We start from the raw sequence: 13,390 nt of genomic DNA, 5'->3' as shown, positions 1-13,390 counted from the left end.
ATTTATTATTAATATAAAAATTAATGGACACATACTTTCTTAAATATAATTTTATTTAAGAAAGTATGTGTCCATTATGATTAAAATCAGAAAATATTATAGTAAATTTATTTATTCTGGAATTAACTTAACAGAAATAAGTAGAAAACAAGTACGGTAAGTGAAACGTGAAGCTATAAACTGAAGTTTATTTTAATAATCATGAAATTTTACTAATTGTTTTTTTCAATTTAATTCTTAACCATAATCCATATCCCCATATAAAGCATCCCACAGTCAATGTAATAATCTTTTGTATTGTAGATACAGCTATCACAGATGTCAGTGTAATTGCAATAATAATTCCTACTACTATCAATATTTCAGCTAAAACTTGCATATTTTCCAATTCTTTTTTTGCTACAATCACAGTAAGTGTATTTTTTTGTGATTCCATATGCTTTTCCTCTTCATTTAATCTTTTCCCACACAATAACTCATTTACACTAATATTTAATATATCACAAAGCTCAATCATAATAGAAGCATCAGGAATACTATTGCCAGTCTCCCATTTTGATACAGCTCTGTTTGTTATACCTAATTTTTCAGCTAGTTGCACTTGAGTTAAGTTGCTTTCTTTACGACATTCTGAAATAAATTTTCCTATTTGCAATTGATTCATTTATTTTTACCTCCTACACTTAGGATATATTAAAAAGTAATATATTTTAAGGAACTGGTGGTTGATTAATAAAAAATCTACCATTAGTTGAATATATAATTTGTTATTTATTCAGAAAAGAGTACATAAATAATATCGCTTTAAATTCTACTTTATTTAATAGTTTGATAAACAACTATATCAATTAACAAATGTAATTACTTTATAATTTACATTCCATATAGTTAAGATAAAACTATCTTTATCCATTCTAAGCATATTTTCCCATAACATATTTACATTCCATATAGTTAAGATAAAACCCAACTGGACCTGCTAATAACACTTTAATAATATTCCAATTTACATTCCATATAGTTAAGATAAAACTTAATCACGGAGAAGAAACAACAGGTAAACAAGAGTATTTACATTCCATATAGTTAAGATAAAACGAGCAGTAGACAACAATGACGGAAAAATGATAATCGAATTTACATTCCATATAGTTAAGATAAAACCATTAAGTTCCATATCTTCTATTTTAACGGCTCTAATATTTACATTCCATATAGTTAAGATAAAACTTACAATTTTTAAAAGTTCGTCGATTACAATATAAAAATTTACATTCCATATAGTTAAGATAAAACCAAGTTTTTCGATTTCCTCGTTTAACCTAGTAATTTCAATTTACATTCCATATAGTTAAGATAAAACCCCGAATCATCTTGAATCCACTGAAAAACTACTTCCATTTACATTCCATATAGTTAAGATAAAACTCTATTGCTTTTTCTACATCTTCATATGTTGTTGCTGTATTTACATTCCATATAGTTAAGATAAAACCAAGTTCAAAGCTCTCTAAGTATCTATTGGTACTTGGATTTACATTCCATATAGTTAAGATAAAACTTTTAGTTAAAGTTGCCACAAGATTACCATTATCATCATTTACATTCCATATAGTTAAGATAAAACTTCCTTTAATAATTTGCTATCTCTTCCAACCATAAAATTTACATTCCATATAGTTAAGATAAAACGTGCTAATAATTCAACATCTAACTCTGCCTTAGTATCATTTACATTCCATATAGTTAAGATAAAACTAAAAATAGAGTGGAATTTAAAAGCCTTATATTTTGTTATTTACATTCCATATAGTTAAGATAAAACCTAAAAGTTCAAAATATTCTCCATTAATAATTAAATGATTTACATTCCATATAGTTAAGATAAAACCGTATCTTATAGTATCATATTCTAAATCGAATGAAATATTTACATTCCATATAGTTAAGATAAAACGAAGAAGGTAAGAAATGGTACAAACACACAGTAGTTGATTTACATTCCATATAGTTAAGATAAAACTGGCGAACTCGGTGGTAAAATTCCTGACAAGCTAAAAGATTTACATTCCATATAGTTAAGATAAAACCCTTAATCTTTACCTTTGCACCTTCTTTTAATCCACCATTTACATTCCATATAGTTAAGATAAAACATTTCCCCATTTACCGTTTCTATATCCGTTTGAGCCATTTACATTCCATATAGTTAAGATAAAACTTAGTACACCCTGCATTTTTAACAGCGTTAACGATATTTACATTCCATATAGTTAAGATAAAACTTAAAAACTTCTGAGGGTACAGTATTACAAACATTAATTTACATTCCATACAGTTAAGATAAAACTTCACTATATGATATTACTATTGACGGTGAATATAAATTTACATTCCATATAGTTAAGATAAAACCGTGTGTTTTCGTGAACTAATAATAATATAATTGTTAATTTACATTCCATATAGTTAAGATAAAACCATGAACGTATTTAATGAGTTCTATTGGTGGCGTACTATTTACATTCCATATAGTTAAGATAAAACCTTTAGAATTAAATAAATCTTCTTTAACCTTCCCTGTATTTACATTCCATATAGTTAAGATAAAACAAGTAGGGGATATTAAAGATTGGAAGTATTTTGGAATATTTACATTCCATATAGTTAAGATAAAACAAGAATTATCATATATATAAATAGCTGGTTTAGTTTGATTTACATTCCATATAGTTAAGATAAAACCCCATAAAATATTAATAAAAAAATGTCTTAACTAAGCCATTTGCATATTAATATTTTACTATATTTGTAATGTTTTTGCAGTAAATCGTTAGTAATTTATTTTAATATCTTTTTATTTTATATCTAACCCATTGGTATATCTAGCTTATAATATATTTTTATTATTATTTAATCTACTGCAAATTTTATAGAAATAATTCATCATAATTTTTTTCACTACCTATAACATACTTATTTATATTTTTGTTATTCTTCACCTTATAAATATATATAGAATCGTATTTTACATCTAATATTAAATCAATTTCTGATAAACATTTTCTAAGTTTTGCTTCAGTTATACTGCCTTCAAAAACTGAATTTTGTGTCCATGTAAGGTACATCTTTAATTTCTTTCTTACTTTATTTACTCTCTTCTCTCCAACATCATAAGTAATTACAACAAACATATTACCACCATGCCTTTAATCCTTTATACTCTTCATTTTCAATAAAATATTTTATTAATTTATAACACTCAAGTTTTATTAATGTTCTATATGAAACCTTTCTATTTAAAGTTCTATGTTTTATAGTTGTCATTAATTTATTTTCATATTCTCTTATAAACTTTTTCTTTCCCATATCATTTAAATAACAAAGTTCATCTTTAATAATAAAATCTTTTAAAGTTATCATATTTTTATTAATTAATTTAAATATAATTGGATCAACCATTAAAGGTTTAAATATTTCTGCTATATCTAAACTTAATGAAAATCTTTTTGTTGAAGGTTCGTGTAGATAGCTAATTGTTGGGTCTAATTGTGTTTTATAAATTTCTCCAAGAACAGTTGTATACATAAGACTATTTCCAAAAGATATTAATGCATTTATGGGATCTTTAGGAGGCCTTTTTTCTCTTTTATTAAATTTAAATTCTTCTTTTAAAAAATAATTTAAAGCCTCATAATAAAGTTTTCTTCATCTTCCCTCAGCACCCATAAGTTCTGTTATATCATTTGAATTATTTACATTTTCTCTTTCTATTTCTATATTTTCTATTAGTTCTTTTGGAACTTCACTATGTCTTCTTAAATTTCTTAAAATATGATGAAAAGCTGCATCTATAAAAGATTTTGCTATTTTTAATCTCTTCTTTTTATTAGAATATGCAAGTCCTTGTTTAACTAAAAGCAATCCAGAAACATTCTTTTTTCTTGAGTAATATGTACCACTATAAAATCCATAATAATTATATACATTTATGATTACTCCATATCTTGATATATAATTTAAAAATTTTGTATTTAAATCTATTTCTCCAAATAAATGCATTCTCTCTATTTCTTCAATTGGTATAGCTTTCTTATTATCTTCTGAATCTATAAAATATACAGTATTTTCTTTTCTCTTAAGATTTCCACTACTAAAAACATAATAATCTCTTCCCATATTTTAAACCTCCTTCACATAACAATATTCATAGTAAGCACATTTTTTACAATAAGGATATTTTTTAACTTTAGGTGGATATTCAAGATTTAATATATGGTTTATATCAATTAAGGCACTTTCTATATGTTTTATATCTTCATCTGTAAGTTCTATTTCTTCAACTTTTCTTTCCTTTACGTAATTTAAAGTTCCTTTTCTTTCTATTCCCATATTTTTTAAATAATATAGATAATATAATAGCTGCATTTTGTCTGATTCTTTCATTTTACTAGTTATTTTTACTTCACTTATTTTTTCCTTATCCATAATATCAATTTTTATCATATTATCAATAAGCTTTTCTTTTTTATTTTCTTTATTTTTATAAGAACTCTCATGAACAACAGTACCTTGTAATACTCTATCATTTTGATTTTCCATAGATATTCCCTTTGAAAATAGCCATAGTTTTCTTTTGCATATGAAATAATAATTAAACTTTGTTCCTTGAACTTTTAGTTCATCAAATTTAAATTCCATAATAATCACTCCCATAAAATAATCCTTGATTGAATGTTATCATCAATCAAGGACATAATTGGTAATGAATTTTTTATAATTATATTAATTTGTAATACTTACATTTTAACATATGAATTTTATAAATTTTCAATCATTTTTTGAAGTTCACATTTAACTTCTTTTTTAAGTATATCAGGTTTTATAATTTTAACTGAACTTTTCATAGAAAAAATCCATGAAACTATTTCTGGATCAATATTCATCCTCGCTTTAAATAATATTTTCCCATTATCTAATTCTTTTATTATCTGATTATCAACCCATATTCTCTCTTTTATAGTATTAGCAATTGGAGGAGTAATTTCTAACTCTATATCATATTCTTTTCCTCCAAAAATACCTATACTATTTTTCTTATACTCATTTATTAATTTATCTACATCAATATCGACTTTAAACTTTTTATTTGTTATTATATAATTTGTTATTCTTATTAATTTGAAAAATCTTATACTATTTTTCAGTAAACATTTTGAAACTACATACCATTCTCCTTTAAATATAATTAATTTATAAGGTTCTATTCTCCTTTTTGTATTTATTCCATTATTTCCTGTATACTCTATTATTACCTGTTTCTTATTTAATACTGCTTCATAAAAATATCTCTGCATAATTAAAATATCTTCATTATTCACATTAACTTTTGAATACGGTATCATCTGTGCTGAAATATTATCTGTATCTTTTAAAATTGTGTAATTTATTTTTTCTAATGCTCTTTTTAGTTTTTCACTTTCTATATCACTATATTGACATGAACTTATATGCATTTTTAAAATCATTATTTCTTCTTTTGTAAGTAATTCCTTAAAAGGGAAATATGAATCTATCATTTTATAACCACCATTTGGTCCTGGTATAGACTCTATTGTAAATAATTCACTTATTGCATTTTTATATCTTAATATTTGTTTTTCTGTAACATCTAATTTATTTGCTAAATCCTTTTTCTTAACTATATTTCCTTTTTTTAATTCAAAAAGCATTTTTAGAATATTTTCTAAATTACTCATAAATTACTCCTTTAATACAATATTTTTAACTACTATACTTTGTTGTATCAATTTATTTTCTTTAGATTTAACGCATTTTCTAATATATATAATTTAAGTTATTTTTAATTCACCAAAAACACTTATAAAATAATTATTTATTATAAGAAATTATCATATATATTATTTTCTTTACTTCTCATAAAACCTAATTTACCATATTCACAACTTACAACTGGAATTTTTTCATATTTACTTATTTCTATTTCTTTATACAATGCTGTTTTTCCTAAAACTTCCAAGTCATATTTTCCTACTGATACTGTGCAACCTTTAAGCGTATCTCTAATTTTAATTTTTTCTAATTTTGATACATTCTTATCTCTTAATTTATCTATACATTCAGTTATTACTTCAATATTTTCTTCATAAATTGATTTTGGCATTATATCAAAAGATACTATATTTCTAAGTTTAGCATCTTTTTTATCTATTTCATATGGATTAACTTCTTTTATCCAATCTGAAAATTCATTATATTCTTCATAATATTTACTGCCTTTTATATTTTTAGTTGTTAAAGTTCTATTTATAATTTCAACTTTTTCTTTTTCTGATAATACTCCATCTTTATTTTTTAAAGCTTCTTTTGATAATTCATATATTTTTCTATCTATAAAGCCTGTATTTCCTTTTGTTAGTATATTATCATCAACATCTAAAAAAACAAAGCAGTTATGATTTTCTACTGATTTTTCTCCTTTTCTATTACATCTTCCTAACCTTTGAAATAATCCATTAATATCAGATAGCTCTGTAAATAAATAATCAAAATCAATATCCAAACTTGCCTCTACAATTTGTGTTGAAATCCATATTCCATCTCCTTTAAAATCTGTTTTTCCAAATTTTAAAATTTTATTTTCTTTACTAGCTCTATCTTTTTTTATAAATTTACTATGAAAAATTTCTAAATTGTCTATACCTTTTTCACTTAATTCTTTATATAACTCTTGTGCCTTTTTTATTGTATTACAGACTACTAATATTTTATTACTTACTCCACTCTCCTTATTTTCTTTATATTTATTATAAATTGTTTCACTATTTATTTTTGATTCATAAGTTTTTATATTGTGTCTTTTTAAATCATTAACAAAAGTGCTTTCTTTAAAATTAAATTCATTACCTTCTCCAATTAATAAATCTTTTATGAAAGGAGCTAATGTTGCTGTTAAAATTGCAACTTTCCCACCTAATTTAATTATACTTTTTACTCCATAAATTAAATAAGCTAATAAATCTGCACTATACATTTGTATTTCATCTATAACAACCTTTGAATATGATAATGTTGCCGCTTTCATTTCATATCCTTTATACTTTAAAACAAAGTCAAATATTTGATCTAAAGTTGTTATATTAAGGGGTATTGCTAATTGCTTTCCTTCTTTTTTATAAGTTAATATATCTATATTTTTGTCACTATTATCATTGTAATAAGAAAGAGTATCTGAATGTATTAATGCCACTTTATGCTCTATTCCATTACTTACAATATCTTCTGAAATTCTTTTATAAATAGCATTTATTGCAGTTTTTAATGGTAAAATAAAAAATCCTTTATTATCTCCAATCCAATGTAATCCAGCTTCAGTTTTTCCCATTCCAGTTTGTGCTACAACAATAATATTTTCATTTGAATTATTTTTGCAAAACTCTTGAAGTTCATTCCAACTTGCATTTTTATTTTTAACTTTCCAAATAGATAAAAGATTCTCTAAGCTCATATTTAAGAAATCATTCTTATATTCTATTTTTGTTCCTCCACTTGCACTAAAATCGCACTTATTTACAAACCCTTTAACTAATATAGCTTCATTATCTCCTCTTATTTTACCAATTCTTTTTGGTGTAATTGGTTTTAATTTATATGTTTCAAAATCACTTAATAAATCTTCTATTAACTCTTTTTCATCTATTAATGTTTTTAAATTATCATCATAATAATAATGATGAAATAATACCGCAAAACATACTCTATAATAGTCTTCCTTATTATCAAAATCTTTTGGATTTATAAAATAAAGAGATAGCAGATTATGAGCTATCTCCTTTTTAGTATTAAAATCTGTTCCATGTTTTATCCTATACTGAAATTCTCTATTTGCTTTTCCAAAATCATGATATTCACAAGCTATTTTCGTAAGATTTAGTATTTTTTCATCTTTTATATAACCAAGCTCCTTTAAATACTCAAGATTGTTTAATAAATCATCTGTATGCTCTCTTATTGATTTATCTAGCTTAGCACTATAAATACTTAAATCCATTTTAAAACCTCCAAGTTATATGAAATTCACTATATATTTATTATTATCATCTATATCAAAATAAACATTTTCTGCCGCTTTTCCTACCATATATTTTGAAATAAATAAGACCTTTTTTTTATTAAAAACCCTCTTATTATCAATTATTTTATAGTCTTTATTCAAATAATACTTAGTTCCAGAACAGCATTTACTATCACTAGCTTTTATAGATTCAATTACTTCTTCTTTTACTAAATTAAAATCAATATATGCTGAATTTGAATTTATTATTTCATCTTTGTCTTCAACTTCTTTAAGAAGTTCAACCATTTTAACTTCTTGTATATCAACAAAATCTTCACTTCTCCCAATTGATTTTAGGTTATAAATATTTTTTTCTATATCAAATAAAGTTTCTTTATCACTTCTTATATGAATAATTAGATTTATATTATTTAAAGTTTCATAATATTTTAATGAAGTTGTTAAACTAGCAAATCTTGAATATGGTTTTGTATAATTTTCTTCTTTAAAATTTTCAAACTCATCTTTTATATTTTTTTCTTTAAGTTTAAGATCTGCTTCCCTTTTCTTAATCTCTTCTAACGCAATCTTATTTCCTTTAAGTTCTTTTTTCTTCTCAGATAAATGTTTCTTTTCATCTTTTATTAGTTTTAATTTATTATCTTTTTCTCTTTTTAATTCTCCGCCTATCTTTTCAGATAAATCTTTTAAACATCTAAACTCTTGTAAAAGTTCTTCATTATATACTTGTATTGTTGTTCCTTTTCTAAAACTATTTCCTTTAGCTTTTAATGCCTTTGCAACTTTTTCATAAGCCATTGATAAACTATTTGAATTTTTAAATTTTACAAGTATTCCTCTATCATCCATAACTGTATTTAAAAAACAATAGTCTGTATATGGCTCTAAAGTTAATGATTCATAATTTCCTTGAATACTTACATCCATAGTCCTATATTTTTTATAATTACATGCATTATGAATAGCTCCAATAACTGTTGAAAAAGGTGGTAATGGATATGTCATCTTATTTAAAGAAGTTTCTTCTTTTTTATAGTTAGCACTATTTTGTTTTAAAACTATTCTTAAAGCTTCCATAATTAAATACCATAATACTCGTCTACTTCTTCTTCTAATTTCTTAAAAAATTTTCTTATACTTAAAGGACTTAATTTTTCTTTTATTTCTCCTTCATTTGCTAGATTTTCTCCTTCTAATAATCCAACATAACATCCATTATCTACTCTATCTTTTAAATCTTCTGTAACTTCTAATTTATTATTTTTTACACTAACTACATTTTCAAAATAATGAGTTTTTCTATTTACAAGTCCACCAACTATAAATATTGGCTCTGCATTATCAAGATTTCCCTTTACAACTAATGAAAGATTTTCTACTGCATTTAAAAGCATTTTTACTCTCGTTGCCTTTTCTTCATTACTTGCTTCCTGTGAATCGAAATTTTCATCTCTTCCTATCATTTCTAAATCTATTGTCATACTATATTGTTTTAATGATTTATCATATTCATATTGATAAGGCATAAGTCCAGCTTCTCCTGCTTTTGCTTGTAGATTTATACCATTCTTTTTAGCATAGTTTGTTGCCATATATAAGTTGTTGTGAAATCTATATTCATTAACAAATTCATTACAAGCTACTGCATCAGTTAAATAAAATGAACTGTTTCTAACATAAGTATTATTAACTGTATTCATATACCCGCCTTCTAATGCTCTACAATTTGTAACATTTAAATCCTTTGATACAGCTTTTTGATTTACTTTTTTATCTATAATAGTTTCTAAATCATCATAAAGCCCACTTTGAACCATTATTCCATTTTTAATACTTTCTCTACTTCTAGTTGCATATATTTTTCCATTTCTAAAAACTTTTTGTACTGAAGATATATTACCTAGACCTTCCCCATAGTTTGAAGTCATATTTGCTATAACTGTAAGTGTTAAAGACTTTTTACTCATTATTTTCTCCTCCTTCTTTATTGCTTTCATTATTTCCAAGTGCATTTATAAATGTATATGCTAAGTTTTTATTTTCCTCAAAATCATCAAATAAATCATAAGCAAAATTAAATACTATTCCAGAATAAGATGATAGTTGAAGTAGTATTTCACAAAATCTATCATAATTTTTAAAAGTTATAGAGCTTATTAACTTTTGTTTGTAGCTATTTATTTTATTTGCTTCTAACCCTTTATTTACAGATTTAGCAGCAGCAAAAGCTCCTTTCATTTTTTGATTCATTATATCCCCTCCATATATTAACTTATTTATATCTATAAGTGTCTTTATATTGTATGAATAATTGTATTTAGTTGACTTTAATAACATTTCTATTATTGAATCTAACTTTATCTTATTTAATATACAATCAATGATATCATTTTCTAAATAATCAGGACTTTTTGGGTTTTTATCTTTATAAACTACTTTTATTCCATTATAGTTTTCTATTTTTTTTAATATTTCTATTGTTTCTTTTCTAAGAAAAAGAGTTTTATAATATGCTTCTCCTTGATTTTTAATAATAACTTCTACATCAAAATCAATGTATTCACTAGAATTTTTAAGTTCACTAAATAACGTATCTCTTGGATGCTCACTATTTTCTATTAATGAATTGCTTTTTAATAATTCTTTTATTGAGTAATTATTATTTATAAAAAATGCCTCATATGATTTAGAAAATGCAAAAGGTATGAAATCGAATACTTCATCATCTTGATAACTGAATGTAGTGATATCCCAAAAATATCCTAGACTCTTGCCTTTCTTCGCCATATCAACATAATAATTAAGAATTCTACAAGACTTACCTTCTTTTGAAAATAAAGAATTTTCATTGTTAAATTTTTTATACAATTTAAGTCCTTTTTCATATGTCCTTTTTATAAGTTCCAATCTATTTTTATTTATTAAATCTAGAATAACTTCTTTATTTTCCTCTGAATACTTAATTTTATTGAAGACATTTTGCATTGGCTTATTTGCTTTTAATTTTTCATTTATTAATTTTTCTTGTTCCTCTGTAATTTCATCATTAGCTAGTATTGATTCTATAGATAAATGATGCATTTCTTTTGAAAAAGTTTTTTCTACAAATAATAAATAATTTTCCTCTGTTATTGCTTTACTATTATATTTCAAAATATCATCATCTATTTGATATAAATTTTCCTTATCTTCAATTCCTTTTCCATGAAGATAATCAAAATATTTTATAAGTCCAACAATTGCAGCACTATATCTCCAATCAGAAGCTTCTATAGAATAATCAAATTTATCTTCATTTATAATATTTTTCATATAATAATATCACCTCCTCTTAAAATTTTAAAATAAATCAATATTCCCAAATCCACTTCTTCTTGCACCAACACCTAAGTCCTTTAAAAGATTTAAATCTTCAGTGTTTCCAATAAGTTTAAAAATTCCAGAATAAGCTTTTATATAAATGTATTCTTTTCCTGTTTTTTCTTTAAATCCTTTAATTTGTTCTTTAGCTACTATTTTTTTCATGTTTAAAGGTATAAATTCTAAAGTTTTATTTAATCCATATCCTCTATATGATCTTAATATTATATCTGCATAATAATTAAATACTTTATTATAATTTTCATCTTCAATATCTAAATCTTTTCCATCTTTATCTTTAATATAAATCGGTGATAACGTTTTAAATATTGCTTCATCTTTATTGATTTTCCTTTCCTTTTCAACATTAACTGAAAATTTTATAAAGTCTCCATAATTCTTCATATTCATAAAACCATTAAAAAGAATCATCATAAGTTTCATATCAGCTGAAGATATTATTATCTTTACTTCTCCATTCACTTCTATATATTTTCCTTTTATTTTATAATCTCTAAAAAACACACTAAAAGTAAATGGCTTTATCTTTTTAGACTTTTTACCATCATGAAAAAAAATACTATTAAAATATTTCTCATCAAAATCTGATAGGATTTTTTTTATCATACTTAATATAAACATCCTATACCCAATTTGAATTTTATTTCCTTTCATTCTTCCTGTAATAGAAATTTTCATCATGCACCTCCTATACTCTATAATTAAATTTTGTTACCTTTTTAAAATTTTGTCAATTTATTTCATAATTAAATTTTAATCTTAATTAGTGACATATTTGGTCCATAATTATTTTTTTATAATTATTTTTTAAATTTTTACTCAAAAATATAATATTATACAAAGGTTAATTATAATAAATTTAGTTGCATAATAATGAACTTTTATTATGCAGGTAAATTAATTTTTAAATTAATAGTTAAATCTCTTCAATTATATTATATCAATTTATTTTCTTTTAATAATTTCCATGCAAAGGATCTAGAAACATTAAAACGCCTAGCAACTTTAGATATATTTTTATTATCATTATTTAGTATGGTTCTTTAAATCATTCACACTATTTATATTCCTTACAGTTAAGATAAAACTATCTATCTTTTCTTCATACTCTTTATTTATTACATTTATTTACATTCCATATAGTTAAGATAAAACGATTTATGAATTACAATATGATGTTAAATTTGCTAGATTTACATTCCATATAGTTAAGATAAAACTGTAAATTTCAACGTAAGCTTAGAAGATTTTATGTAGATTTACATTCCATATAGTTAAGATAAAACTTTCATGTAAGTAACCTAATACTTCATCTTTTCTATCATTTACATTCCATATAGTTAAGATAAAACTAGTCCATAAACTTATTTTCAAATCTCTTTTTAAAGTTATTTACATTCCATATAGTTAAGATAAAACCATTTGCAATTTAAAGATAAATTAGCAAAAGAAAAATTTACATTCCATATAGTTAAGATAAAACGAATTAAATTCATTATACAAATACACTCATTTTGAAATTTACATTCCATATAGTTAAGATAAAACAATAAAGTGGTTCACCATAAACATTGAACTCTGCTGTATTTACATTCCATATAGTTAAGATAAAACCCCATAGCGTTCATACTTAAAGCACTTCCTACTAAATATTTACATTCCATATAGTTAAGATAAAACCTCTACTATAAGAGCCAACGGTTCTTGATTTAGTTGAATTTACATTCCATATAGTTAAGATAAAACCAGCATTTATCTGACTTGCAGTATTTGCATTACTATAATTTACATTCCATATAGTTAAGATAAAACTGTCTATATTAAATTATTGCTCTGTTTTATTTTCTGTATTTACATTCCATATAGTTAAGATAAAACCATAGTCTTTATAATAATTTACTTTTAATATTT

At 23.6% G+C, this 13,390-nt stretch carries 9 protein-coding genes, 1 pseudogene and 2 CRISPR repeat arrays (1 of these 12 cut by a window edge); all 10 genes and pseudogenes read right to left on the bottom strand.

All coding sequences use genetic code 11. From position 1 onward, the window contains the following. Window positions 1–199: 199 nt before the first annotated feature. On the bottom strand, window positions 200–664 hold the full coding sequence (locus J2S18_RS06435; RefSeq protein WP_307484775.1) for a helix-turn-helix domain-containing protein: 465 nt from the start codon (window positions 662–664) through the stop codon (window positions 200–202). Window positions 665–871: 207 nt separating this feature from the next. Beyond that, window positions 872–2,745: direct repeats of the CRISPR family, unit length 29 nt; unit sequence ATTTACATTCCATATAGTTAAGATAAAAC. 185 nt (window positions 2,746–2,930) lie between these two features. After that, window positions 2,931–3,194: a CRISPR-associated endonuclease Cas2 gene (gene cas2 / locus J2S18_RS06430; protein ID WP_307484772.1), complete on the bottom strand. Its 264-nt coding sequence runs from the start codon at window positions 3,192–3,194 to the stop codon at window positions 2,931–2,933. A 1-nt stretch (window position 3,195) separates the two neighbouring features. Then, a pseudogene (cas1b, locus tag J2S18_RS06425) lies at window positions 3,196–4,179 on the bottom strand (type I-B CRISPR-associated endonuclease Cas1b). 3 nt (window positions 4,180–4,182) lie between these two features. Next, window positions 4,183–4,701 (bottom strand): CRISPR-associated protein Cas4, encoded by a 519-nt coding sequence (cas4, locus tag J2S18_RS06420; RefSeq protein ID WP_307484769.1) that lies wholly within the window; start codon window positions 4,699–4,701, stop codon window positions 4,183–4,185. Between the two features lie 119 nt (window positions 4,702–4,820). Continuing rightward, complete coding sequence (locus tag J2S18_RS06415) at window positions 4,821–5,759, bottom strand: helix-turn-helix transcriptional regulator (RefSeq protein ID WP_307484767.1); 939 nt, start codon at window positions 5,757–5,759, stop codon at window positions 4,821–4,823. Between the two features lie 140 nt (window positions 5,760–5,899). Continuing rightward, on the bottom strand, window positions 5,900–8,071 hold the full coding sequence (gene cas3, locus J2S18_RS06410; protein WP_307484764.1) for a CRISPR-associated helicase Cas3': 2,172 nt from the start codon (window positions 8,069–8,071) through the stop codon (window positions 5,900–5,902). 15 nt (window positions 8,072–8,086) lie between these two features. After that, complete coding sequence (gene cas5 / locus J2S18_RS06405) at window positions 8,087–9,175, bottom strand: CRISPR-associated protein Cas5 (protein WP_307484763.1); 1,089 nt, start codon at window positions 9,173–9,175, stop codon at window positions 8,087–8,089. 2 nt (window positions 9,176–9,177) lie between these two features. Further along, window positions 9,178–10,065, bottom strand: a complete 888-nt coding sequence (gene cas7i / locus J2S18_RS06400) for a type I-B CRISPR-associated protein Cas7/Cst2/DevR (RefSeq protein ID WP_307484761.1) — start codon at window positions 10,063–10,065, stop codon at window positions 9,178–9,180. Next, a complete protein-coding gene (gene cas8a1, locus J2S18_RS06395; RefSeq protein WP_307484758.1) occupies window positions 10,058–11,410 on the bottom strand; it encodes a type I CRISPR-associated protein Cas8a1/Csx8 in 1,353 nt (450 codons plus the stop codon). The genes cas7i and cas8a1 overlap by 8 nt, the downstream gene beginning before the upstream one ends. A 27-nt stretch (window positions 11,411–11,437) precedes the next feature. Further along, entirely contained in the window at window positions 11,438–12,157 is a 720-nt protein-coding gene (cas6, locus tag J2S18_RS06390; protein WP_307484755.1) for a CRISPR-associated endoribonuclease Cas6, read from the bottom strand. Window positions 12,158–12,538: 381 nt separating this feature from the next. Then, window positions 12,539–13,390: a CRISPR direct-repeat array (repeat unit 29 nt; unit sequence ATTTACATTCCATATAGTTAAGATAAAAC) (it continues 231 nt past the right edge of the window).

The sequence above is a fragment of the Eubacterium multiforme genome (genome assembly GCF_030813415.1).
Lineage (GTDB): Bacteria > Bacillota > Clostridia > Clostridiales > Clostridiaceae > Clostridium > Clostridium multiforme.
This window is presented reverse-complemented; position numbering and strand designations above follow the sequence as displayed.

What these genes read in the sequence shown, in the direction of transcription:
- cas5 (WP_307484763.1), bottom strand. Translation starts at nt 9,175, where the DNA reads ATGGAAGCTTTAAGAATAGTTTTAAAACAAAATAGTGCTAACTATAAA.
- cas4 (WP_307484769.1), bottom strand. Translation starts at nt 4,701, where the DNA reads ATGGAATTTAAATTTGATGAACTAAAAGTTCAAGGAACAAAGTTTAAT.
- J2S18_RS06435 (WP_307484775.1), bottom strand. Translation starts at nt 664, where the DNA reads ATGAATCAATTGCAAATAGGAAAATTTATTTCAGAATGTCGTAAAGAA.
- cas8a1 (WP_307484758.1), bottom strand. Translation starts at nt 11,410, where the DNA reads ATGAAAAATATTATAAATGAAGATAAATTTGATTATTCTATAGAAGCT.
- cas6 (WP_307484755.1), bottom strand. Translation starts at nt 12,157, where the DNA reads ATGAAAATTTCTATTACAGGAAGAATGAAAGGAAATAAAATTCAAATT.
- J2S18_RS06415 (WP_307484767.1), bottom strand. Translation starts at nt 5,759, where the DNA reads ATGAGTAATTTAGAAAATATTCTAAAAATGCTTTTTGAATTAAAAAAA.
- cas7i (WP_307484761.1), bottom strand. Translation starts at nt 10,065, where the DNA reads ATGAGTAAAAAGTCTTTAACACTTACAGTTATAGCAAATATGACTTCA.
- cas3 (WP_307484764.1), bottom strand. Translation starts at nt 8,071, where the DNA reads ATGGATTTAAGTATTTATAGTGCTAAGCTAGATAAATCAATAAGAGAG.
- cas2 (WP_307484772.1), bottom strand. Translation starts at nt 3,194, where the DNA reads ATGTTTGTTGTAATTACTTATGATGTTGGAGAGAAGAGAGTAAATAAA.